22 protein-coding genes are annotated in these 23,524 nt (G+C 72.5%); 14 read left to right on the top strand and 8 right to left on the bottom strand.

Annotated elements, in window-relative coordinates; all coding sequences use genetic code 11:
* Positions 1-92 precede the first annotated feature (92 nt).
* Together IQ251_RS12310 and IQ251_RS12305 are read left to right on the top strand one after the other, a co-directional pair.
* Positions 93-1,316: an MFS transporter gene (locus IQ251_RS12310; RefSeq protein ID WP_228046654.1), complete on the top strand. Its 1,224-nt coding sequence runs from the start codon at positions 93-95 to the stop codon at positions 1,314-1,316.
* A 183-nt stretch (positions 1,317-1,499) separates the two neighbouring features.
* Positions 1,500-2,267, top strand: a complete 768-nt coding sequence (locus IQ251_RS12305) for a sunset domain-containing protein (protein WP_193928672.1) — start codon at positions 1,500-1,502, stop codon at positions 2,265-2,267.
* Between the two features lie 47 nt (positions 2,268-2,314).
* Here IQ251_RS12305 and IQ251_RS12300 read toward each other — a convergent pair whose 3' ends face one another.
* Positions 2,315-2,518 carry a hypothetical protein gene (locus tag IQ251_RS12300; RefSeq protein ID WP_193928671.1) on the bottom strand — a complete coding sequence of 68 codons (204 nt, stop codon included), beginning with the start codon at positions 2,516-2,518 and terminating at the stop codon, positions 2,315-2,317.
* Positions 2,519-2,641: 123 nt separating this feature from the next.
* On the opposite strand from IQ251_RS12300, the gene IQ251_RS12295 reads away from it, so the two are divergent.
* From IQ251_RS12295 to IQ251_RS12255, 11 genes are all read left to right on the top strand, one after another.
* Positions 2,642-3,805: a dipeptidase gene (locus IQ251_RS12295; protein WP_193928670.1), complete on the top strand. Its 1,164-nt coding sequence runs from the start codon at positions 2,642-2,644 to the stop codon at positions 3,803-3,805.
* Between the two features lie 126 nt (positions 3,806-3,931).
* Positions 3,932-4,819 carry an oxygenase MpaB family protein gene (locus tag IQ251_RS12290; RefSeq protein ID WP_193928669.1) on the top strand — a complete coding sequence of 296 codons (888 nt, stop codon included), beginning with the start codon at positions 3,932-3,934 and terminating at the stop codon, positions 4,817-4,819.
* The gene (locus tag IQ251_RS12285; protein ID WP_193928668.1) at positions 4,801-5,421 is read left to right on the top strand and encodes a TetR/AcrR family transcriptional regulator; all 621 of its coding nucleotides are present in this window, start codon (positions 4,801-4,803) and stop codon (positions 5,419-5,421) included. The genes IQ251_RS12290 and IQ251_RS12285 overlap by 19 nt, the downstream gene beginning before the upstream one ends.
* Before the next feature lie 128 nt (positions 5,422-5,549).
* Positions 5,550-6,461 (top strand): squalene synthase HpnC, encoded by a 912-nt coding sequence (gene hpnC / locus IQ251_RS19770; RefSeq protein ID WP_228046653.1) that lies wholly within the window; start codon positions 5,550-5,552, stop codon positions 6,459-6,461.
* Positions 6,425-7,321, top strand: a complete 897-nt coding sequence (hpnD, locus tag IQ251_RS19765; RefSeq protein WP_370591359.1) for a presqualene diphosphate synthase HpnD — start codon at positions 6,425-6,427, stop codon at positions 7,319-7,321. Before hpnC ends, hpnD begins: the two co-directional genes overlap by 37 nt.
* Positions 7,318-8,679, top strand: coding sequence for a hydroxysqualene dehydroxylase HpnE (hpnE, locus tag IQ251_RS19760; protein WP_370591358.1), 1,362 nt, complete (start codon positions 7,318-7,320; stop codon positions 8,677-8,679). Before hpnD ends, hpnE begins: the two co-directional genes overlap by 4 nt.
* Positions 8,676-9,683, top strand: coding sequence for a polyprenyl synthetase family protein (locus tag IQ251_RS12275; protein ID WP_193928667.1), 1,008 nt, complete (start codon positions 8,676-8,678; stop codon positions 9,681-9,683). The genes hpnE and IQ251_RS12275 overlap by 4 nt, the downstream gene beginning before the upstream one ends.
* Positions 9,680-11,590, top strand: coding sequence for a squalene--hopene cyclase (gene shc, locus IQ251_RS12270; RefSeq protein ID WP_370591357.1), 1,911 nt, complete (start codon positions 9,680-9,682; stop codon positions 11,588-11,590). The genes IQ251_RS12275 and shc overlap by 4 nt, the downstream gene beginning before the upstream one ends.
* Before the next feature lie 22 nt (positions 11,591-11,612).
* Positions 11,613-12,458 (top strand): phosphorylase family protein, encoded by an 846-nt coding sequence (locus tag IQ251_RS12265; protein ID WP_193928666.1) that lies wholly within the window; start codon positions 11,613-11,615, stop codon positions 12,456-12,458.
* Between the two features lie 9 nt (positions 12,459-12,467).
* Positions 12,468-13,469 carry an adenosyl-hopene transferase HpnH gene (hpnH, locus tag IQ251_RS12260; protein ID WP_193928665.1) on the top strand — a complete coding sequence of 334 codons (1,002 nt, stop codon included), beginning with the start codon at positions 12,468-12,470 and terminating at the stop codon, positions 13,467-13,469.
* An 83-nt stretch (positions 13,470-13,552) separates the two neighbouring features.
* Complete coding sequence (locus tag IQ251_RS12255; protein ID WP_193928664.1) at positions 13,553-14,218, top strand: VC0807 family protein; 666 nt, start codon at positions 13,553-13,555, stop codon at positions 14,216-14,218.
* An 18-nt stretch (positions 14,219-14,236) separates the two neighbouring features.
* Here IQ251_RS12255 and IQ251_RS12250 read toward each other — a convergent pair whose 3' ends face one another.
* The 7 genes from IQ251_RS12250 to IQ251_RS12220 form a co-directional block, all read right to left on the bottom strand.
* Positions 14,237-14,980 (bottom strand): SDR family NAD(P)-dependent oxidoreductase, encoded by a 744-nt coding sequence (locus IQ251_RS12250; RefSeq protein ID WP_193928663.1) that lies wholly within the window; start codon positions 14,978-14,980, stop codon positions 14,237-14,239.
* Positions 14,971-15,897, bottom strand: coding sequence for a DMT family transporter (locus IQ251_RS12245; protein WP_370591356.1), 927 nt, complete (start codon positions 15,895-15,897; stop codon positions 14,971-14,973). Before IQ251_RS12245 ends, IQ251_RS12250 begins: the two co-directional genes overlap by 10 nt.
* The gene (locus IQ251_RS12240) at positions 15,894-18,272 is read right to left on the bottom strand and encodes a wax ester/triacylglycerol synthase domain-containing protein (protein WP_193928662.1); all 2,379 of its coding nucleotides are present in this window, start codon (positions 18,270-18,272) and stop codon (positions 15,894-15,896) included. Before IQ251_RS12240 ends, IQ251_RS12245 begins: the two co-directional genes overlap by 4 nt.
* 99 nt (positions 18,273-18,371) lie before the next feature.
* Positions 18,372-19,748 carry an LCP family protein gene (locus IQ251_RS12235; RefSeq protein WP_370591355.1) on the bottom strand — a complete coding sequence of 459 codons (1,377 nt, stop codon included), beginning with the start codon at positions 19,746-19,748 and terminating at the stop codon, positions 18,372-18,374.
* A 305-nt stretch (positions 19,749-20,053) separates the two neighbouring features.
* Entirely contained in the window at positions 20,054-20,620 is a 567-nt protein-coding gene (locus IQ251_RS12230; RefSeq protein ID WP_193928660.1) for a GNAT family N-acetyltransferase, read from the bottom strand.
* Positions 20,621-20,731: 111 nt separating this feature from the next.
* On the bottom strand, positions 20,732-21,394 hold the full coding sequence (locus IQ251_RS12225; protein WP_370591354.1) for an HAD family hydrolase: 663 nt from the start codon (positions 21,392-21,394) through the stop codon (positions 20,732-20,734).
* 240 nt (positions 21,395-21,634) lie between these two features.
* On the bottom strand, positions 21,635-22,927 hold the full coding sequence (locus IQ251_RS12220; protein WP_193928659.1) for a nickel pincer cofactor-dependent isomerase, group 22: 1,293 nt from the start codon (positions 22,925-22,927) through the stop codon (positions 21,635-21,637).
* Between the two features lie 192 nt (positions 22,928-23,119).
* On the opposite strand from IQ251_RS12220, the gene IQ251_RS12215 reads away from it, so the two are divergent.
* Positions 23,120-23,515, top strand: a complete 396-nt coding sequence (locus IQ251_RS12215) for a DUF5313 family protein (RefSeq protein ID WP_193928658.1) — start codon at positions 23,120-23,122, stop codon at positions 23,513-23,515.
* Positions 23,516-23,524: the final 9 nt, after the last annotated feature.

Below are 23,524 nucleotides of genomic sequence, written 5' to 3'. Positions count from 1 at the left end.
GGTGAGGAGCCGGCGGTGAGCAGTGCGGCGGACTCCGCTCCGATCGGCCGCGGCGGTCCGGTGCAGCGGGTGCTACCGGGACGTGGTCGGCGATGAGCGCTGCGGCGGCCCGCCGAGCGCTGCCCGTGCTGCTGCTGTGCGTGGTCTGCACTCAGACGGCGCTCAACGTCGCCCGGCCGCTGATCTCCTACCGCGCGATCGCGCTCGGCGGTGACGCGCTGGCCATCGGTCTCATCACGTCCGCCTACGCGGTGCTGTCGCTGGCGGTGGCGCTGCCGCTGGGGCGGTTCACCGACCGGACGGGCCGGAACACTGTCGTGCTGACGGCCGGAACCGTGCTGCTGGTGCTCGGCCCTGTGCTGCTGGCGGCCGCTCCGTCGCTGCCACTGCTGGCCTGCGCCGCGGCACTGCTGGGTTTCGGGCATATCGTGTTCATGGTCGGCGGGCAGGGATTCATCGCCCGCATGCCCGACGCGGACCTGGACCGCAACTTCGGCTACTTCACGGCGGCCGTCTCCGCCGGGCAGATGCTCGGTCCGCTGCTGGCCGGGGCGCTGCTCGGCGAGGGCAGCGGTGCCGATCTGGCCGGGCCGACGGCGTTCGTCCTGGTCCTGGCCGGATTGGTGGCGGCGGCGGGCCTGCCGTCCTGCGTCCTGCTGCTGCGCGCGCCGGCTCCGCGCCCGCCGGTGGCGGGCTCGGCGGACGCCGCGCCGTCGGCACTGCACATGCTGCGGTCCCCGGGCATGGTCGGTGGGCTGTTCACCAGCTTGGCCCTGCTGGCCGCGGTCGATCTGCTCACCGCCTACCTGCCGCTGATCGCGCACGAGCGGGGCATCGCACCGGCCGTGGCCGGTGTGCTGCTGGCCCTGCGCTCCGCGGCGTCGATCTCCTCGCGGCTGCTGCTGCCCCGCCTGCTGCGCCGGTGGTCCCGCCGCGTGCTCATCGGCGCGAGCAGCCTCGGCGCCGGCGTGTTCCTGGCGGTGCTCACCCTGCCCGGAGCAGGTGTCGCGGGGATGGCGATCGCGCTCGCGGTGGGGGGTTTCCTCCTCGGTATCGGCCAGCCGCTGACCATGACCGCGGTCGTCAAGTCCGTTCCCGGGCATGCCCGCGGCGCGGCCCTGGCGCTGCGGTTGTGGGCCAACCGGACCGGGCAGGTGGCGATCCCGGCGGTCGCGGGGGTGGCCGCCGGTGCGCTCGGCGCGGCCGGAGCACTGTGGTTCGCCGCGCTGGTCCTCGTCGCGGCGTCCGGAACGGCTCGGCGCACCCCCGCGGACGAACCGGGCCCCGACCGAGCCGGAACTCCTCCACAACGGTGAATTCCCAGGCGTGCGCTCGCTCGCAAGGGTGACCCAACTGGCCGACCGCGGCGATCCGTGATGTGAAGCGCGGGCAACCCATCAACGATCTTGCGGACGACTCGGGGTGGTTTCGTGTCGAAGCCGAGGCATCGGGTGCCGTCTGCCGACTGGCGGCAGTGGCTCCTGTGGACGATCGCCGCCGTGCTGGTTCCACTGCTGTGCGCGGTGCCGGCGGGCGGTATCAGCGGATTCGCGCTCTTCGGAGTGCTGCTGGTCTGCTTCGCGGCCGGGACGGCGGCCGGCGAGTTCCTGCTCGGCAGGGTGTGGCGGTTCCCGGTGAGCCAGTCCCCGGAGCCGTCGCCGGGCGCGGCGGACGAGCGCGCACCGGAGCGGCCGCGCGAGCTGCCACCGGCCGGGATGCCGCGCACCGCGCGCACATCGGGCGAGGCGGCCGCGTTCGCCTTCTCGGGCGATGCGGGCAGCCTGCTGGAGATCACGTTGCTGGCCGCGCGAGGCCCGCGGGTCCCGGACCCGGCCGAAGGCGTCGTACCCGGGTCGGCGGCACTGGCTCCGGACGAGCGGCCGCTGCGCCCCGGGCCGGTCGGCGGGGACGGACCGAACGCGACGGACCCGGTCGAGCCCGGGCGGGACGTCCCCGACGGATCCGGCGGCCGGCCCGAAGCGGCCGCCGAGGACGCCACGGCGCACGCAGTGGTGCCGCAGCCGGCCCCACCCGTCGCGCAATCGGATGCCGAGCACCCGTTCCCGGGTGCGGTGCGCGCCAAGGCGGACGGGCGTTCGCCGGACAAGGGCTACCGCGTCAAGGGGAATGCGCGGTCGAAGCTGTACCACACGATGCAGTCGCCGTACTACGAGCGGACCAAGGCGACGGTGTGGTTCCGGTCGGCGGCCGAAGCCGAGCAGGCCGGCTTCTCCCCGTGGAACTGGCGCACCCAGAACGACAACTGACCGCAGGGCCGTCGGCCGACCGGGCCCGCGCGGGCCGTGGTCGGCGGTCAGGCGGCGTCGTCGCCCGGACCGGTGGCGCCCTCCGGCAGCGAGCCGACCTGCCGGTCGATGAGCTCGTCCAGCTCGGCGAGCCGGGCGCGCAACCGGTCGGCGGCCGCGGGATCGGTCTCCGGCAGGCGCGCCGCGAGGCGGCCGTACTCGGCGAGAGCCTCGGGCAGTCCGGAGCCCGGCCGCTGCGGGGGAACGTTCATGTGCGCATCCTGCGTCACCAGGGAGAATCCGGCATTTCGATCATCGTTCGATCAGTGGACCGGGGGTCGTCCGGCGGGGGATAGGCTCGGCCGGCCGGGAGCGGGGCCGAACGGAGGTGCGGTGTGCAGGAGAGGGCGGACCAGCCGGTGCTGGACGGGCACAACGATCTGGCCTGGGCGTTGCGCGAGCAGGTCGGTTACCGGTTCGCCGAACGCGATATCGCCGACGACCAGTCGCGCTACCTGCACACGGACCTTCCCCGGCTGCGCGCGGGCGGTGTCGCGGCCCAGTTCTGGTCGGTCTACGTCAGCACCGAGCTGCGCGGGGGCCACGCGGTGAGCGCGACGCTGGAGCAGGTCGACTGCGTGCGCGAGCTCGTCCGGCGCCATCCGGACGCCCTGCAGGCCGCGGACACCGCCGAGGACGTCCGCGCCGCGCACGCAGCGGGGCGGATCGCGTCGCTGCTGGGTGCTGAAGGCGGGCACAGCATCGACTGCTCACTGGGGGCCCTGCGCGCGCTGCGCCGCCTGGGCGTGCGGTACCTGACGCTGACGCACAACGACAACGTCGCCTGGGCGGACTCGGCCACCGACACTCCGGTGCTCGGCGGGCTCTCGCCGTTCGGCCGCGAAGTGGTCCGCGAGATGAACCGCGTCGGCATGCTCGTGGACCTCTCGCATGTGGCTCCGACGACGATGCGCGACGCGCTGGACACCAGCCGCGCCCCGGTGCTGTTCTCCCACTCGTCGGCCCGCGCGGTCTGCGACCACCCGCGCAACATCCCCGATGACGTGCTGGCCCGGTTGCCGCACAACGGGGGAGTGGCGATGGCGACCTTCGTGACCGGCTTCGTGCTGCCCGCCGCCGTGGAGTGGAGCCGGCGGGCCGATGCGCACCTGGCTCGACGGGGTTTCGACCCGGACCGCGAGACACCGGAACTGGTCGCCGCTCGCGCGGAGTTCGAGCGCGCGCACCCGCGCCCGGTCGCGGGACCGGCCGATGTCGCCGATCACCTGGACCACATGCGCGAGGTCGCCGGTATCGACCACGTCGGCGTCGGCGGGGATTTCGACGGGACGACTCACCTGCCGGACGGGCTGCACGACGTGTCGGGGTACCCGAACCTGCTCGCCGAACTGCGCGCCCGCGGTTGGAGCGCAGCGGACCTCGCGAAACTGGCCTGGGAGAATCCGTTGCGGGTGCTGGCCGAGGCGGACGAGGTCGCCGCGCGGCTGCGGCGGACGGAGGAGCCCAGTACTGCCACCATCGCAGAACTGGACGGCTGATCGGCCGAATCACCGCTGTGTGCGGCGTATTTCGCGACGACCCCGGGGATGAGACAGATCTTGACCCGTTGTCTCGATCGGGCTAGGTTCGAGCGCGAGCTGACCCGCTGGAGATGAGGACGCGCGATGAGGCGCTTCGAGCGGCTGGAACACATCCTTTCCCTGGATCCCGACTACGACTGCGAAGCCATCTACCGGCTGCTGGCCGAGTACGAATTCCCCTGGGACATCGCCAAGGCGCTCGAACTGGCGCTGTTCCGCACCTACGCTGTTCCCAGCATCGGCAGGCTGTTGGACCGCACCGGCGAGTTCCGGCTGCGTCCGCAGCGCCGCTACGACGACACCCTGTTGCTGCTCTACGAGATCTTCCACGCGGGCCCGACCGGTCCGCACGGGCAGCGGGCCCTGGACCGGCTCAACACGATCCACGGGCGCTACCGCATCAGCATGGACGACTACCGCTACACGCTGGCGACCTTCGTGGTGATGCCGGTGCGCTGGATCCGCGAATTCGGTTGGCGCGACCTGCATCCGCACGAGGTGCGTGCGGTCACCAACGCGATGCGCCGGATGGGCGAGGGCATGCGCATCACTGAGATCCCGGAGACCTACGCCCAATTCGAGGAGCTGCTGGACGATTACGAGCGCGCGCACTTCCAGCAGGACGCGGGCGGGCGCCGCGTCGCGGACGCCACGCTGGACCTGTTCGCCTCCTGGTACCCGAAACCGGCCGCGCCGTTGGTTCCGGGCGTGGCGCGGACGCTGATGGATCCGCATCTGCTGCGCGCGTTCGGCTACCGGCTCCCTGCGGCCGCTTCGGCTCGGGTGGCGCGGTGGGCCCTGCGCGCGCGGGCCGGTCTGCTGCGGGTGGGGCCCGTCCGGCCCGACTCCCGGCCGGTTCAGCCCGATCCCACCCTCAGTTACCCGGACGGGTACCGCATCGAGGACCTCGGTCCCGGTCCGCACCGCAAGCGGGAGCGGCAGGAGGGTGCGCGGTGCCCGGTGGCGAACTGACGGCCGGTGGCCCGGACGATCCGGTGTCGGGTGATCTGCTCGACGTGGCCCGCGCGGAGTTCGAGCGCGCGGGCATCCGCGCCGCGACCGTGCACGGCATCGCGCGCCGCGCGGGGATCGGCCGGGCCACCGTCTACCGGCGCTACCCGGACAAGCGGTCCCTCGTGGACGCTGTGGTGCTGCGCGAGGTGCGCGACTTCCTACGGCACGTCGACGAGCGGATCTCGCACATCGCCGAACCCGCGGCGCAGATGGCCGAATGCTTTGCCGTGGTGCTCACCGGGCTGCGCGAGCACTCGTTGCTCAACGGGCTGCTCGGCGTGGAGCCGGAGGAGACCCTGCCTGCGCTGACGATCCACGCGGGAGCGGCGCTCGCGTTGGCCCGCGGCTACGTGGCCGACCTGCTGCGCGGGCACCAGGCCGCGGAGAAGCTGGCGGACTTCGACGTGCAGCCGCTCGCCGAGATCTTCGTCCGGCTCGTGCACTCGGCCGTGCTCACACCCAGCGGCTGGATGCCGGAGGATGAGGGCACCGCGCGCACGTTCGCTCACGCCCACCTCACCCCGCTACTCGGGGAGACGCCCGCCCGACGCCCCCGCTAACCGTCCACACAGGACTGAACGCTGCCGCGGGCTCGAACGGCTGGGCGATCGCGCTCGACCTGCGGTGCCCCGCGGGCCCTCCTACGATGCCGGAGTGCGCCTCCTGGTCGTCGGATAGGAGGAGGGCGATGGTCCTGTCACTGCCTGAACCGGCGCTGTCCGGCGGGGACTCGGAAGATCCCGGCGCAGGCACACCTCGTTCGGGTGACTTCCCGCGGATTCCGGCGGTGTTGGCGCGCATGCGGTCGGAGAACTTCCCGGTCGCCTCGCGGCTGCTTCCCGACGGAGTGCGCAGGCACCTGCGCTCGCTCTACGGCTACTTCCGGGTCGTCGACTACGCGGGCGACGAGGCCCCCGGCAACCGGGACGCGCTGCTGGACCTGCTCGACACCGACCTCAAGCGCGCCTACCAGGGCACCGCGCGCATCCCGGTGCTGCGCGCGCTGACTCCCACCGTCCGGGACTGCGCCATCCCCCGCGAGGTGCTCGGCAAGCTGATCGAGGCCAACCGCCAGGACCAGGTGGTGACCCGTTACCAGACGTTCGACGAGCTGCTGGACTACTGCGCGCTGTCGGCCAACCCCGTGGGCGAAGCCGTGCTGCACGTGTTCGGCCGGGCCGAACACGACCTGCTGGTGCTGTCCGACCGCATCTGCACGGCGCTGCAGATCCTGGAGCACTGCCAGGATCTCGCCGAGGACCACCGCGCAGGCCGGGTCTACCTCCCGATGCGCGATCTCAAGCGGTTCGGCTGCGACGAGCAGCAGTTCCTCGAACAAGCGGCGGCAACCCGGGTGCGCGGATTGGTCAAGTTCGAGGTGGACCGCGCGCTGCGGATGCTCGATGCCGGTGCGCCGCTCGTGGGGCGGCTCTCCGGAACCGCGCGGATCGCCGTCGCCGGATACGTCGCCGGCGGCCGGGCCACCGCCGCCGCGCTGGCTGCGGCCGGGCACGACCCGCTGCGCGCCGAGATCCGCCCGTCCAGGACCAGGACCGCTGCCGAATGGCTCCGCGGCTTCGCGTGGGGAGGCCGCAGGTGAGCACAGCCGGCCAGGTCCGGGACGCCTACGACGAGTGCGAACGCATCACCCGGGAACAGGCGCGCAACTTCGCCTACGGCATCCGGCTACTCCCCGGCGGCAAGCGCCGCGCCCTGTCCGCCGTCTACGCGTTCTCCCGCCGCGTGGACGACATCGGCGACGGTGGCCTGCCCCGCGAGGAGAAGCTGCGCCGGCTCAAGCAGTGCCGCGAATCCGTGCACGCCGCATCGTTGGACTCCGCGGACCCGGTCCTGGTGGCCCTGGCCGACACCGGCCGGCGCTTGCCCGTGCCCATGCGGGCTTTCGACGAGCTCGTGGACGGTTGCGAGGCCGATGTCCGCGGAATGCGGTACCGGACCTTCGCCGAGCTGCTGCACTACTGCCGGTGCGTGGCCGGCTCGGTCGGCAGGCTCTCGCTGGGGGTGTTCGGCAGCGATGCCCCCGACCTCGCGCGCAGGCGCGCCGACGCGCTCGGCATCGCCCTGCAGCTGACCAACATCCTGCGCGACGTCCGCGAAGACCGGTCGGAGGGGCGGGTGTACCTGCCCGCCGCCGACCTCGACTCGTTCGGCATCGAGTCCGGCGACGAAGGGGAGTTCGCCCCCGATGCGGACGCCTGGGCCGCGCTGGTGCGTTTCCAGGCGCAGCGCGCCGAGCAGTGGTACCGGGAAGGCCTGCGGCTGCTGCCCATGCTCGACCGCCGCAGCAGGGCGTGCTGCGCTTCGATGGCCGGGATCTACCACCGGCTGCTGCGCAGGATCGCTGCGGATCCGGACATCGTTCTCCGCGAACGGGTTTCGTTGCCGGCTCGGAGCAAGGCCGCGGTGGTCGCGGGTTCGCTGGCCGGAGCACGGCCGTGAGCCGCGGCAGGATCGCCGTGATCGGCGGCGGATTGGCCGGGGCGACGGCAGCCATCGAGTGCGCGGACAAGGGATTCGAGGTCGACCTGTTCGAAGGTCGCCCGCGGTTGGGTGGAGCGACCTACTCGTTCCAGCGCGGGGAGCTGCTCGTCGACACCGGGCAGCACGTGTTCCTGCGCTGCTACTCGTCCTACATCGGTCTGCTGCAGCGGTTCGGCGTGGCCCGCTTCGCCGGTCTGCAGCGCCGGTTCCACGTGCCGGTGCTCACCCCGGGTAGGCGGCCGTCGGTGCTGCGCCGGGGCGCGCTTCCCGCGCCGGCACATCTGGCCCCCGCGCTCCTGGGATACCGGCTGCTGAGCCTCGGCGAGCGGGCGCGGGTGGCGCGCACCGCTCTGGCGCTGCGCGGCCTGGACCCCGCCGACCCCGTGCTGGACAAGATCAGTTTCGGGGAGTGGTTGCGGCGCCAGGGCGAAACGCCCCGCGGCATCTCCGCGCTGTGGGGGCTGCTGGCGCTGGCAGCGCTCAACGCCGATCCGGACGAGAGCTCGATGGCGTTGGCGGCCAAGGTGTTCCGCACCGGAGTGCTGGACGCCACGCGCAGCATGGACGTCGGTGTGCCGCGCGTACCGCTCGCTCGGCTGCACGGGGTCGCCGCGCACGACGCGCTGCTGGACGCCGGGGTGCGGGTACACCTGCGCAGCAAGGTGCGGGCTCTGGCGCCGCGCAGCACCGGCGGGTTCGACCTCGCCGTGGACGGCACGTCCGGCAACGGCAGCCTGGACGCCGACAGCGTGGTCGTCGCGACCCCGCACACCGCAGCCGCCCAGCTGCTCCGGCCGACGCTGCCCGAAGCCGACCGGTGGGACCGGTTGTCCGCCTCGCCGATCGTGAACGTGCACGTGGTCTACGACCGCCAGGTGACCGGACTGGAGATGGCCGCCGCCGTCGACTCCCCGGTGCAGTGGGTGTTCGACCGGACCCGGTCGGCCGGGCTGGGCACCGGGCAGTACCTGGCGCTGTCCCAGTCCGCCGCGCACGAGCTCCTCCAGCGGCGTACCGCCGACCTGCGCGCGGTGTTCGTCCCGGCCCTGCAGCGGCTGTTCCCGCGGGCCCGGGACGCGCGCGTGCTCGATTTCTTCGTCTCCCGCGAACCGCGCGCCACCTTCGCCCAGGTGCCCGGCAGTGCGGCGCTGCGCCCGCGGGCGCGCACCGCGGTCCCCGGATTGGTGCTGGCCGGCGCGTGGACGGCGACCGGCTGGCCGGACACCACCGAAGGTGCGGTGCGCAGCGGTTCGGCCGCGGCCGAAGCGGTGGACCAGCACCACCGGGCGCGACACGGTCTGGAGGTGACCGCATGACGACCGCTCTGCCACCGGTGCTGCACACGGCGCGCGTCTCGGTGGACCCGCTGCTGCGCAAGGCAGTCGGCAGGCTCGACCCGGCGACCCAGCGGATCTGCGAGTACCACTTCGGCTGGCGCAATGCCGACGGTTCACCCGGCCGCGGGGGAGGCAAGGCGCTGCGGCCCGCGATGGTGCTGCTGTCGGCGGGCTGCGCCGAGGCCGACGTCGAACAGGCCGTACCGGCGGCCGCCGCGGTCGAACTCGTGCACAACTTCTCACTGCTGCACGACGACGTGATGGACGGGGACACCGCGCGCAGGCACCGGCCCACGGCCTGGACCGTGTTCGGCAGGCCTGGTGCGCTGCTCGCCGGCGACGCCCTGCTGGCCCTGTCAGGTGAAGTGCTGCTGGAATCCGGATCGCCGAACGCCGCTGCGGCCGCCCGCGCTCTCGCCGCGGCCACCCGGACGCTGATCGCCGGGCAGGCGGCCGACCTCGATTTCGAGCACCGGCGCGAGATCGGGCTCGACGACTGCCTGCAGATGGCGCACGACAAGACCGCCATCCTGCTGGGCAGCGCTTCCTCCATCGGCGCGCTGCTGGTCGGCGCCCCCACCGAGACCGTGGTGCGCCTGCACGCGTTCGGCACCGAACTCGGCATGGCCTTCCAACTCGTCGACGACCTGCTCGGGCTCTGGGGCGACCCCGAGGTCACCGGAAAACCCGTGCTGTCCGACCTGCGCGCCCGCAAGAAGTCCGCCCCGGTCGTGCACGCGCTGAGCTCGCCGGCACCGGCGGCCGGTCGGCTGCGAGCGCTCTACGACCAGCCCGAGCCGCTCACCGAAGCGCAGGTGCAGCAGGCGGCCGCACTCGTCGAGGAGGCCGGTTCGGCCGAGTGGGCCCGCACCGAGTGCGATCGCAGGCTCGGCTCCGCTCTGGAGTACCTGCCCCGCGGGGGCGGGGACACGACGCAGTCGTTGACCGAACTGGCCGAGTTCATCATACGGAGGACACATTGACCGACCAGCTGCAGGAGTCCGCGCCGGCGCTCGACGAGTCGGACTCGCGCACCGCGCTCACCGCGGCTCGTGACCACCTGCTGTCGCTGCAGCACCCGGACGGGTACTGGAAGGGCGAGCTCGAAACGAACGTGACCATGGACGTCGAAGACCTGCTGCTGCGGCAGTTCCTCGGCATCCGCACCGCCGCCGAGACCGAGCAGGCCGCGCGCTGGATCCGCGCACAGCAGCGCGCGGACGGGACCTGGGCCACGTTCTACGGCGGCCCCGGCGACCTGTCCACCACCGCCGAGGCGTACACGGCGCTCAAGCTCGCCGGCGACGACCCGGACGATCCGCACATGGCCGCGGCCAGAGAATGGGTCCTCGCCCACGGCGGCCTGGAGTCCACCCGCGTGTTCACCCGGATCTGGCTGGCGATGTTCGGCGAGTGGTCCTGGGACGAACTTCCCGCCATGCCGCCGGAAGTGGTCCTGCTGCCGAAATGGTTCCCGCTGAACACCGCGGACTGGGGATGCTGGGCGCGGCAGACCATCGTCCCGCTGACCGTGGTGTGCACCCTGCGGCCGAACCGGGATCTCGGGATCAGCGTGCGCGAGCTGCGCAGCGGGCGGCACCCGGCGAAACCACGTCCGCAATGGACGTGGGAGTACGGGTTCACCGCGCTCGACCGCGTTCTGCACCGCTACCAGCGCCACCCGGTCGGACCAGTGCGCGAGCACGCGATGCGCCGCGCCGCCGAGTGGATCGTGGCGCGCCAGGAGGCCGACGGCTCCTGGGGCGGGATCCAGCCGCCGTGGGTGTACTCGCTATTGGCCCTGCACCTGCTCGGCTACCCGATGGACCACCCGGTGCTGAAGCAGGGCCTCGACGGGCTGGAGCGGTTCCTCATCCGCGAGCACACCCCGGGCGGGGTGGTGCGCAGGCTGGAAGCGTGCCAGTCGCCGGTCTGGGACACGGTGCTGGCCTCCATCGCGCTGCTGGACGCCGACCTCGCGCCCGATGACCCGGCCCTGCGCCGCGCGACCGACTTCCTGCTCGCCGAGGAGATCCGGGTGCGCGGCGACTGGGCGGTGCGCAGGCCCGACCTGCCCGCGGGCGGCGGATGGGCCTTCGAGTTCGACAACGACGGCTACCCGGACATCGACGACACCGCAGAAGTGGTGCTGGCGCTGAACCGGGTGCGCCACCCGGACACCGCGGCGGTGCGCGGTGCCGTCGAGCGCGGTCGCCGCTGGCTGCGCGGCATGGCATCCCAGGACGGCGGGTGGGCGGCGTTCGACGCCGACAACACCCGGGAACTCGTGCGCAGACTGCCGTTCTGCGACTTCGGCGAGGTGATCGACCCGCCGTCGGCGGACGTCACCGCACATGTGGTGGAAGCGCTGGCCGCGCTGGAGAACCGCGACGACCAGGTCCTGCGCCGCGGCGTGAAGTGGCTGTTGGCCAACCAGGAGGAGGACGGGTCCTGGTTCGGCAGGTGGGGCGCCAATCACCTGTACGGCACCGGAGCCGCCGTGCCCGCCCTGGTCCGGTCCGGGGTCTCGCGGGACAACCGCGCGCTGCGCCGCGCCGTGCAGTGGCTCGAACGGCACCAGAACGACGACGGCGGTTGGGGAGAGGACCTGCGCTCCTACGACGACCCGGACTGGATCGGCGCGGGGGACTCCACCGCCTCGCAGACCGCCTGGGCGCTGCTGGCGCTGCTGGCGGTGCAGCGCCAGGACACCGAGGCGGTGCGCCGGGGAGTGGACTTCCTGGTGCGTACCCAGCGCTCCGACGGCGGATGGGATGAACCGCAGTTCACCGGCACCGGGTTCCCCGGTGACTTCTACATCAACTACCACCTCTACCGGATCGTCTTCCCGCTGACCGCGCTGGGCCGGTACCGGGCTGCGGTGGGATGACCGCGTCGGAAGCCGTGGCGGCGTGACCTCCTGCCGTCCGCTGCTCGTGTGCGCCCCGCTCAGGCCGGAAGCCCGCGCGCTTCGCGGAGCGCTGCCGCACCACCTCGTGCTGCGCACCGGCTGCGGGCCGACCAGGGCCGGGGCGGCGGTGCGGTCCCTGCGGCGCCGCGATTTCGGTGCGCTGGTGGTGGCCGGGGTCGCGGGAGGCCTGGACGACTCGGTGCGCAGCGGGGATGTGATCGTCGCCGACGAGCTGCGCGCGCCCGGCGGCGTGCTGAGCTGCCCGTCCGCGCCACTGCTGGCCGGCGAGATCCGCCGGGTCCTGGCCGCGGCCGAGCCGCACGGTCGCGCCCGGGTGCGCTGCGGGCCGATCGCCACGGCGCACCGCATCGTGCACGGTTCGCGCAGGCGCGAGCTCGCCTCCGGAGGTGCGCTGGCGGTCGACCTGGAGTCCGCGGTGCTGGCGCGAGCGGCGCGGGAACGGCCGCTCGGGGTGGTGCGGGTTGTCGTCGACACCGCGCGGCAGCCGCTGGCGGCTCCGGGCACACCGGGTCGCGGAATGGCCGCGCTGCGCCGGCTGCGGGCTCTCGCCCCGGCGGTCGTGCGGTGGCACCAGGCGACCGGACCGCGCAGGCTGGTCGACCCGGCGGGGCATCCGGAGCTGGTCCTGACCACCCGGTTCGGTGACGGCTCAGGCCAGCCGGTCTGCGAGGTGGGCGATGTCGCGCTGAGCTGGTTGGCGGGAGTGCGGGAACTGTCGGTCGTGGCCGCCGATGCGGCGACGGCCGCGCGGTTCACCGACGCGCTGCGCGGTCTCGGCCCGGTGGAGGGCGAGCCGTACCGCGGCGCGGTGGAAACGACGTCGTAGGAGGCATCCGTGGGAATCCCCGTGCGCCAGGCGGTCCGGGTCGGTGCGCACCTGGTCAAGCAGAAACTGCTCCGCCGCGACAAATTCGCGCTAACCCTGGAACTCGAACCGCTGTTCGCCTGCAATCTGGCCTGCGCGGGGTGCGGCAAGATCCAGCACCCGGCGAACGTCCTCAAGCAGCGGATGCCCGTGGAACAGGCCGTGGCCGCGGTCGAGGAGTGCGGAGCCCCGGTCGTGTCCATCGCGGGCGGCGAACCGCTCATGCACCCCGAGATCGAGGTGATGGTCGAGGAGCTGGTCAAGCGCAAGAAGTTCGTCTACCTGTGCACCAACGCGCTGCTGCTGCCGCGCAAGATCGAGAAGTTTACGCCGTCGCCGTACTTCTCCTGGGCCGTGCACATCGACGGGCTCGAAGAGCGGCACGACGCCTCGGTGTGCCAGGAAGGCGTGTTCGCCCAGGCCGTGGACAACATCAAAGACGTGCAGCGGCGCGGATTCCGGGTCACCACGAACAGCACGTTCTTCACGTCCGACACACCGGCCTCGGTGATCGAGGTCCTCGACTTCCTCAACAACGACCTCGAAGTCGACCAGATGATGCTCTCGCCCGCCTACGCCTACGACAAGGCGCCGGATCAGGACCACTTCCTGGGCGTGGCCGAGACGCGGGAGCTGTTCGCGAAGGTCTTCGCCGACGGGCGCCGCAAGAAGTGGCGGTTCAACCACTCACCGCTGTTCCTGGACTTCCTGGAAGGCAAGACCGATTTCGCGTGCACGGCGTGGGCGATCCCGTCCTACTCGCTGTACGGGTGGCAGCGGCCCTGCTACCTGATGAACGACGGGTACGCGGCCACCTACCGGGAGTTGCTGGAGGACACCGACTGGTCGGCCTACGGACGCGGACGCGACTCCCGGTGCGCCAACTGCATGGCACACTGTGGATACGAGCCCACGGCCGTGCTGGCCACGATGGGCTCGCTGCGAGAGTCGATCCGCGCGGTCCGGGGGTGACCCGGCCGGGCTGTCCGCACCACCGGGCACTCCGACTCGCCGATGCCCCCGACTGGTCCGCGACCGCCGGACCGCGAGGAGACATGCACGACCACCACCTGACCGTCCACTTGCACGGCCTGGGTACTCAGCTGTGGCATGCGACGAAGAGCCTGGTGGAGACCGTTCTGGCTCCGCTGCTGCTGTTCTACGTCCTGTTCGAGCTCACCGATTTCACCGGTGGGCTGCTCGCCGCGCTGGGCTGGACGGTCGCGGCGCTGGCGGTGCGGGTGGTGCTGCGCTACCGCGTTCCCGCGGTGTTGTGGCTCACCGCCGGCATGCTGGTGGTGCGCACGGTGGCGGGGTTCGCCACCGGAAGCACGTTCGTCTACTTCCTCGAACCGAGTCTGAAGAACTTCCTGATCGCCGCGGCGCTGCTGGCCACCGTGCCGTTCGAACGGACGTTCCTGGCCAAGCTCGCCGACGACTTCTGCGTGCTGCCGCCCGAATTGACCGGGAATGCCGGTGTGCGCCGGTTCTTCCGTCGCGTGTCGCTGCTGTGGGCCGTGGTGTTCGCCGTCAACGGCATCGGCACGCTCTGGGCGTTGGCCGCGGCCACACTCGGCGACTTCATGCTGGTCAGCACGATCGGTTCGTTCAGCCTCGTGGCCGCGGCCGCCGGCGCGTCGCTGTGGTGGCTGCGCCGCGCGCTGCGCGGGGAGGGGATCACGGTGCGCTTCGGCGCGCAGCCCGCCGCCGCGGCGGGCTGACACCGCGGGCGCGGCCGGTCAGCCGAACTCGCCCGCCAGCCACTGGTACAGCCGCGGCGCGGCGCCGCGCACCCGATCGGCGACCACCAGCCAGCGGGGGACGAACACCTCGCGCCGCCCCCGCTCGACCGCGCGCACCGCAGCGGTCGCTACCGCCTCCGGCTCCACCATCCTGGGGAAGCGCCGGTCGTAGGCACGTCCGCGACCGGCGAAGAACGGGGTCCGCACGGCACCCGGCAGCACCGTGGTCACCGATACGCCTCCCCGCGCGCACCGCCGGTCCACCGCGGCCGCGAACGTGCGCAAACCGGCTTTCGCCGCCGAGTACACCTCCTCGTCCGGCACCCCGAGCGCGGCCACCGAGGAGATGAACACCAGGTGCCCGCGTCCGCGCTGCAGCATGCCGGGCAGTGCCGCCCGGGTGAGCCGCAGCGGTGCGGTCAGGTCGAGCTCGGTGAGCGCGGCGACGCGGTCCGGCGGCATCGCCGCGAAATCACCCGCGAAACCGGCACCGGCGCAGTGCACCAGCACATCGGCGCGGCTCGCGGCCGCGGCCACCGCCCGAAACCCGGTGTCCTCGGTCACGTCCGCGCACAGCGGTGCCCCCGCGCAGCCGTCCGCGGCGCGCTGCAGGCGCTGCCGGTCGCGGCCCACCAGCACCACCCGGCAGCCGCGGGCCGCGAGCCGGTGCGCCACGGCCGCACCGATACCGGACGACGCGCCGGTGACCACGGCATCGGCGCCGCGCAGGTTCAGCCCCACGTGAGCCCCGTCGAACCGGCGCTGCGGTGCCTGCGGTCCAGGTGCCTGCGCAGCTGCTCGCTGCGGTGCGTCAGCACCGCCACCCCGGCGATCAGCACCAGCAGCGCGACGATCTCACCGGCCAGGATGGCGGGGGAGAGGTCGAGCCGCTCGCCGAACCAGCTCACCCCGATGGCCGCGGACACCAGCGGGTCGATGGTGGTGATCACGGCCAGCGCCGGGGAGATCAGCTTGCCGCGCTGGAAGGTCTGCTGGCTCAACAAGAACCCCACCGGACCGATCACGCACACCACGTAGAGCGTCCAGTGCCCGAACGGTTCGGCCACGCCCGAGGCGCGCACCTGGTCGGCCACGACCTTCATCAGACCCGCGGTGATCCCGTACAGCACGCCGGTCGCCGCGGCGAGGCTGATCGCGCCGATCTCGCCGCGGAATCGCCGCGCGGCCAGCACCGCACCGACCACGATCACCCCCAGCACGATCGCCAGCGGGGCGACCGGGGCCCCGGTGAATCCGCCTCCCTCGCCTTCCGGGCGGGCCAGCACCAGGAACGCCGACAGGCCCCCGACGCACGCGAACCCCCCGGCGGCCAGCACCAGGTCGAGCTTGCGGTGGGCCATCCAGGCGGCGAACGCGGCGCCGAACAGCACCGAGGTCACCAGCAGCGGCTGGACCAGCACGAGCGGACCGAACGCGAGGGCCACCACCTGCAGCGACAGGCCGACGACCACCGTCACGATGCTCAGCAGCCAGACCGGTTTGCGGATGAGTCCGAACAGGAAGCCGGGGCGCAGCATCCGGTGCTCGGTCACCTCCTTGGTCACCCGGTGCTGCACGGCGCTGGCCAGCCCGAAACTGGCCGCGCCGGCCACGGCGGTCGGTACGGCGATCCACAGGACCGGTGCGTCCCCGTTCACCCGCGCCCGTCCTCGTCCAGCTCGGCGAACGCTTCGCGCAGCGCCCCCGCCAGCGAGTCGGCGCGTGGCGCGAGCTCGGGGTCGGTGGTGACGCCGAAACCCACCCGGCTGCCCCAGTTCACCGCGCCCACCGCGACACCGGTCCCGTCGGCCAGCGACAGGACCGGCGACACCGCTTCCAGGTGGTGCCCGTCGATGTCGGCGCCGCGCCGGCGGCCGGGAAGCACGGACACCACGGCGCTGAAGAACCGGCGGTGGTAGATCCGGCGCACCACGGCGGCGTGCAGCGGAGCCGGTAGCCGCCCGAGCAGGGACAGCACCGCGGCCGACGCCACCGGTTGGCCCGCCCGCTCCGGTGCGTCCAGCGCGCTGTCGACCGCCGCGAGCCGGTCGGCCACCCGCATCGGCCCCACCGGCAGGTCCACGGACATCGAGGCCGTGTAGTTGCCCGGTGCATCCGGGCCCGGGCCGTTCCGGCCGGTGCGCGCGGTCCGCGGCACCATGACCCGGAACAGGTCGTCGGGGGTGGCCGACCCGGTCATCCGGTGCAGGGCCTCGGCGACGCAGCCCACCAGCAGCACGCTGCTGGACACGCCATGCGCGCGGGCGGCGCTGCGCACCCGGTCGGCGGGCAGCTCGGCGAATCCGAACGAACGCGCCGCGCTGCTGCGCCCGCTGGTGGGCACCGGGGGTGCCGGACCTGCCGCGGCGAGGCTGAGCAGTCCGGACACGAGACCGCGCACTCGCTCGCGCGCGGACCGGGTCTCGGCCGCGGGCCGGAGTTCCGGCGGGTGCGGGCCGTCGCAGAGCAGTCTGAGCAGGGCACTGGTGACCGCCACGCCGTCGCCGAGCGCGTGGTGCATCTTCGCCAGCAGCCGGGTGCGCCCGTCGGCCGATTCGCGCAGCACCAGCAATTCCCATGGTGGGCGGTCGGTGCGTACCGGCTCGGTGAAGAAGTCCGCCAGCACCGCAGCGGCCCGCTCCGGATCGTCGACCTCGCGGCAGCGCAGGTGTTCGGCGGGATCGATGCGCGGCACGTGGGCCCACTGCGGACGCCGTCCCGGGCGCAGCACCAGGCGGCGGGTGAGCAGCCCGAGACCGGCGGCGTGCTCGGTGATACGGGCGGCGATGTGCTCGGCGCGTTCGTGCGCGGGCACATCGCCGCCCAGGTGCAGCACGGCACCGGTCTGCTGCGGGACGTGCGGTGTGCCCGCGTGCACGAAGAACGCGTCCTGCGGGCGCAGCGGACGCCGACCGCTGTGCCGTGGGAGCGCGGGCATCGCGGCGACCTGCTCGTCGAAATCGGCCCGCTGCCGGTGCTTGTGCGCGCGCTGTTCCCGTTCGGCCAGGGCGTCCGGATCCGTGGCCAACTGCTGCAGCAGCGCGGTGAGGTCCTGCTCCCGCGGGCACAGGTCGGCCAGCTCGGCCTCGGCCATCAGCTCGGCGTTGGCCCGGCCGTGCCCGGCGATCGGTTCGAACGTGACCGCGGCCCGGCCGCAGGCCAGCGCTTCGAGCGCGGTGGCACCGCCCGCGTTGCTGATCACCACGTCGGAGCAGGCCATCAAACCGGGCATGTCCTCGACCCAGCCCAGCGCCGCCAGCCGCGGATCCGGCAACCGGGTGCGCAGCTGCTCGCGCAGCGCGGCATTGCGTCCGCAGACCACGAGCACGGCGCGCACCTCCCGGACGCGCAGCGCGGCCCGCGCGGCCCGCTCGACCGAACCGAAACCCAGCGAGCCGCATGAGATGAGGGCGGTGAAGCCGTCCGGCAGTCCGGCCGCCGCCCGCGCGGCGCCGCGCTCCCGCGGCCGGAACGCGGTGACCACCGGAGGTGAGCAGGCGCTGCCGACCGCATCGGGCTCGGCGCTGCGCAGAGCGCGCGCACTGGTCTCGCTCATCACCAGGTGTTGGTCGGCTTCGGCGTAGACCCAGAACGGGTGCGGGGAGAAATCCGAGACCACCGCCGCCAGTGGAACGTCCAGGAGCCCGTGGCGGCGCATCCAGTCGAGCCCGGCGGTGCCCAGCGGGTAGGTCGACACGACGAGGTCCGGGGAGACCGCCCGCACCGCGGGCAGCAGGCAGCGACCGGACCAGGCGCCGACGAACCTGCGGCACGCGTCGGCGAACCACCGGTAGCGCCACAGCGCGTCGTAGAAGAAGTCGTAGAGCCACGGGGTGGTCTCCACGTTGAGCACGTAGATCCGGTTGAACGTGCGCGGGACCCAGCCGCCCATCGCGCGCAGCGCGTCGACCCACTCGACCTCGACCCCGGGCCAGTGCCGGTGCGCGACCTCCTCGACGGCGCGCGCGGTCGCGTTGTGCCCCTCACCGATGGTCGCGCTGACCAGGAGCACTTTTCGCGGCTGGTCGGTCACGAGGGGATTCCTTCCGCTCTCGGTTCGCGCACTCGCAGATTAGCCCGGATCGGCGCTGCGGGCGCGATCGCGGACGAGGCCGTCCGCGGCGGGCGGCGGTCAGTTCACGCAGGGCACGTCGTCGGCGGTGATCGTGGCGGGCTCCTGGCCGGATTCACCGCCGCCGTCGAGCTGGACCTTGCTCGGCGGTGCCATCCGCGGGGCGGGGTGCTCGCGGAAGTCCGCGCCGAGCAGCACCTGGACGTGACCGGGCGGGACCCCGGCGCCTTCCTCCACGTCGAGGTCGCCGAACATCGCGGCCACGCGGGCGGCCTGCTCGTCGGAACCCGGGGCGTGCCGCACCACCGAGGTATCGCGGGCGGGGGCATTGCCGGTCTCGCCCAGTGCCAGCCCCTCGTCCTCGATCCGCGTCCCGACGCGCTGCGCGAGCCCGCTGCGCTCGGTCGTGTTGAGCACGTCGACGGCCAGGTCCCCGCCGGACGTCGCCTGCGGTGCGGGCCCCTCGATGGCCTGGTTCACCGCATCGCGAACCTCGTCGGTGTCCACCTTCACCGCTTCGCCGTCCGGGGTGGGATAGGCGGGATCCTCGATCGGGATGGTGGAGAACCGGACCGCGCCGCCGGCAAGACCGCGCAGCCGCTGGGCGAAGGAGAACACGTCCCACCCGTCGTCGAGCACGATCGACTGCTGCAGCGAACCGATCAGGTCGCTGAGCTTGCCGGGGTTGGCCAGCACGCCGCCGGAGAGCATCTTCTGGGTCAGCCCGGCCAGGAACGCCTGCTGACGCACCACCCGGTCCAGATCGCCCCGCGGCAGGCCGTGCCGCTGGCGGACGAACGCCAGCGCCTCGCCACCGGAGACGGTCTGCTCTCCCGCGCTGAAGTCGGCGCCGGAAAGCTCGTCGGAAACGGGCTGGTTCAGGCAGACCGGGACTCCGCCGACGGATTCGGTGATCCGGGAGAACCCGAGCAGGTTGACCTCGGCGTAGTGGTCGACCGACACACCGGTCAACTCCTCGACCGTGCTGAGCAGAGTCTGCCGGCCCGCGTCGGCGCCGCGCCGCTCCAGTTCCGCCGGATCCGCGGTGCCCGAGCCGTCGGTCGCTGCGGTCGCGGAGTCCTTGCCGCGGCTGAACGCGGAATTGATCTTGTGCTGGCCGTGCCCCGGGATGTCGACGAAGGTGTCCCGGGGGAAGGAGAAGCCCACGGCGCTCGACCCGTCGTCCGGGATGTGCAGCAGGATGATGCTGTCGGTCAGCGTCGCCTCGTTGGCCGAAGTGTTGAGCTCGGCGAGCACGTCATCGGGCAGCGGATTCCCGTGCGCGTCGGTGCGGCTGTCGGCGCCCACCAGCAGGATGTCCGTGGCCCCGTCGGAGGTCGCGTGCTCGGTGACCTTGCTCGTGGCCATGCCCTGCTGCAGATCGCGGTAGTTCGACCAACCGTAGCCGGTCACCAGCAGGGTGGCGGCGGACAGCACGGCGAGGGCGGTCTTTGCCCCGTGTCGCTTCCGCGGCGCCGGGCGCCGGGCGCGGACGGGAGGGGTGCGCGGACGGCGCTGCGGCGGGCGGTTGCGACCGCGATCCCTGCTGCTCTCTCCACGTACCACGATGCCTCCGGCGGCTGCGTCCCGCGCTGCTCACGCCCTGCTCGGGCAAGCATCGCACTGCGGACGTTCCCCGGCAGGGCGGAGTTTCGGACGTCTGTCCACGTTGGACATGTGTTGTGCAGCGATCGGAGAAGGGTCGGCGTGTTAGGCCCTACCCGGTTGCCACCGGAGGTGTGTCAGTCTTCGGTGGCATCCAGCGGGGGAAGCCCCGGCAGATCGCCGGGACGGATCCGGTACACCTGCAGCGAGGTGCCGTAGTACTTCGACGTCTCACCGACCCACTCCATGCCGATGCGCCCCGCGGTCGCGATCGCCCGGGTGTTCGCGGGCATGGCCAGTGCGAAGACCTCGTCGATCTCGTAGCCGAACGCCCACGCCAGCAGCGCCCGCGCTCCCTCGGTGGCGTACCCGTGGCCCCATGCCTCCGGTCGGAGTTGCCAGGTCAGCTCCACGTCGTGGTCGTAGGGTGGCAGCATCCGCAGCACCAGGCCGCCGACGATCGCGCCGTCCTCGCGGCGCTGCATCGCCCAATGGCCGGTGGGCGGCAGGTCGGACGCCTGCTCGTCCAGCCACCGCCGCAGGACCTCGCGCATCTCTGCGAGGTCGGTGACGTGGGTGATCGCCGGGGTCAGCCACTGCGTGACCTCCTGGCGGCCGTACAGGGTGAAGGCGGCCCGCACGTCGGCATCGGAATCCGTCCAGTCCCGGATGACCAATCGGGACGTTTCCAGTGCGGGCTGCATCTCGGCGTTCCCCCTCCTTCGCGGATGCGCGGGCTCGGATCGCGGCCGAAGACCCCGATTCTAGGTCGTGTCGGGGCGGTGCGTGCAGCCCTTCACCGGCACGGATGCGCCTCACGGCTCCTCGGCGAGATCGGCCAGCGCGTCGGGGAGCCGGGCGATCCCTCGGAGGACGCGGTGGGTGAGCGCCAGCGCCTCCTCCGGTGGCGGGAAGTGCGGATTCGGCACGGCGAACACGGTCATCCCGGCCGCTGCGGCAGCACGCAGTCCGCTGGCGGAATCCTCGACCGCGGCGCACCGGGCGGGATCGGCACCGAGCCCGGCCGCCGCCTCCAGGTAGACGTCGGGCGCAGGCTTGCCCGCACCGACCTGCTCGCTGGAGACCGCCGTGCCGACCTGCTCGCCGAGGCCGGTGGTGTCCAGGAACGCGCGGATGATGCGCGGGGGAGCAGATGAGGCGATGGCCGTCGGGTAGCGCTCGGCGACGGTGCGCACCGTCGGCACCGCGTCCGGCAGGATCGGCGGGTCGGCGGTGTAGTGCTCGGCCATCCGTTCGATGACGTGCTCGGCGATGTCCTCCGGCGTCGCACGGGCGCCGAGCTGTTCGACCAGGTAGGCCGACCACTCCGGTGTGCTCATGCCCATCATCGCTTCGGTGGCTCCCGGTCCCCAGCTGCCGGAGTGGGCGGCGACGACTTCCCGTCGGAGCCGGTCCCAGAGCTGCTCGGAGTCGGCGAGGACGCCGTCCAGATCGAAGATCACACCGGCTGCGCGCACGCTTCCGATGCTAGGCGGCGGCTCGACCAGCGACCACCGGACCAATCATTAAAATGCGCTGTCGTTTCAGAGCAGATCGAAATCAACGCGCAGAAGGACGTGCCGGTCGGGTTCGGCACGGTACTGATCAGCGAGGAAGAGGCTCGCGGGCGACACCGGGCCAGACCTCGCTGCGCTCGGGTGCGCGGTCGACGCGCTCCAACCCGTCGAACAGCGACTCGATTTCGCTGCGCGAGCGGTTCAGCCGGCAGCCGCCGGGAGCAGCCGACCGGTCGCGGCGTCGAAGTCCCAGTGCACCGGGGGGCCGGTTGCGCTGAGGTCGGGATGATCGGCGACCTCGTCGGCCAGCGCCTCGGAGACCTCCAGCTCGATCAGCGACAACGTGTTGCGCATCCGGACCACCCGCGGTGCTCGACCGGTGCCGCGGGCCATGTGCAGGGCGGCGATGATGGCTTGCCGGTCATCGGCCAGGGCCATCGGGATCTTCGCGCTGACCGCGACGCCGGAGGTGAGCGAATTCGTGTAGAACGAACCGAAGTCGATGCCGTCCAGGCAGCGCTGCGTGGTCACGTCGGCGATGCCGAGGCCGCACGCGTTGCCGTGCGTGCGCTCGGTCAGCCCCAGGACCACGATCTGCGAGATCGCCACATCGGCGAAACCGTCGCCGGTGACGGGGGCGCGCCCGGTGATGTTCGGATCCATGCCCGCGCCGCTGATGTCCTTGCCGATCTCGTCGACCACGAGCACGTCGATCCGGGGGAACAGCAAGCGGGGCAGCAGCTGCTTGGCGCGCACCAGGAGTTCGGCTTCGCGTTCCAGCATTCCTTGCGCGGGAACGAGTTCCAGTTCGGCGATGTCCTCGTAGGCGTTTTCCACGACCGCCACGCCGAACTCCACCGGTGCGTTGTCCAGCGCCGCCTGCGCTGCGGCCGGGATGAGGTGCGGGAAGGCGCCGAAGCCGTGGCTGTGCAGCGTGGTGGCGCCTTCGTGCTTGCCCAGGCCGATGGCCAGCATCTTGGCCAGGCCGCTTTCGTGCTCGCCCTTGAAGTCGGTGTGCGGTTTGACGCGGTTGACCACGACGACGCCGTCCGCCGCGGCGGCCTCGGCGTCGAAGTGCACCGGTGTTCCGTCCGGGAGGTGGGCGATGACGACGGTGTCCATCGACGAAACCACCGGTGCGCGAACGGATTCCTCGGTGACGCCGTAGTCGGCCAGCACTTGGCGCTGGCCGTCCGCGGTTCCGCCGCCGTGGCTGCCCATCGCCGGGACGACGAAGGGTTTCGCGCCGCGGGCGACGAGTGCGGCCACGAGTTCGGCGGTGACCTCGTCGATGCGGGCCACGCCGCGGCTGCCGACGGCGACGGCGATTCGCTTGCCGCTCAACGGGTTCGCGCGGTCGTGCGCGGCGACCTGGTCGGCGAGAGCGGTTTGGACGTCGGGCACCGATCCGGCGGCGAAGCGCTGGCGCACCGGGAGCATGCGCGGAAGCCGGTGTTCGGATCCGGCAAGTCGGACCTGGTCGACGTCGAACATCGTCGCAGCCTCCCCGCGTGGTATCCGCGCGAAACGGAAATGCGGTCCGGATCCTTTCACGGGCGGCTGCGTGGAGGAAGACCTCGCGGGCCGCGGCCACCGGACGGCCGAGCGGGTTCGCGGGGCTGTGCGGGGGAGTGCCCCGAGGGCGGGGATTACCCCCGCTGACGGGCAGTCCCTAGACTGCGGCGGATGTCGCGTCCTCGACCGAACCCCGTCCTCTGGGTGTACTACCAGTTCGGGGGCATGCTGCCGCAGCGCTACCGCGACTGGGTGCTGCACGATGCGACGTGCCGCACGTGGGTGTTGCGGGTGCTGGTCCGCGGGCTGCTGCAGATCGCTCCGCTGGGTGCGGTGCTGTTCCTGGCGCTGGGGGTGTTCGGTGGTGCGTGGCCGATCGCGGCCGGGTCGCTGCTGCTTGGTGTGCTGGTGGTCGGTCGGGTGGTGCTGACCAACGCGGTGGACAGCGTGGACGCACGGTTGGTGCGGTACGGGTTCGGTCCCGGGCACGGTTCGGCGGTGCGCCGGCGGCGGGATGCGGCCGCCGCTGAGCGCTATCGGGCGGTCTGGCGCGACGGCGGGGGGTGACCGGCCGGC

This window comes from Saccharopolyspora montiporae (assembly GCF_015209505.1).
GTDB lineage: Bacteria > Actinomycetota > Actinomycetes > Mycobacteriales > Pseudonocardiaceae > Saccharopolyspora > Saccharopolyspora montiporae.
The sequence above is the reverse complement of the archived record's forward strand: the minus strand, read 5'-3'. Positions and strand labels throughout refer to the sequence as shown.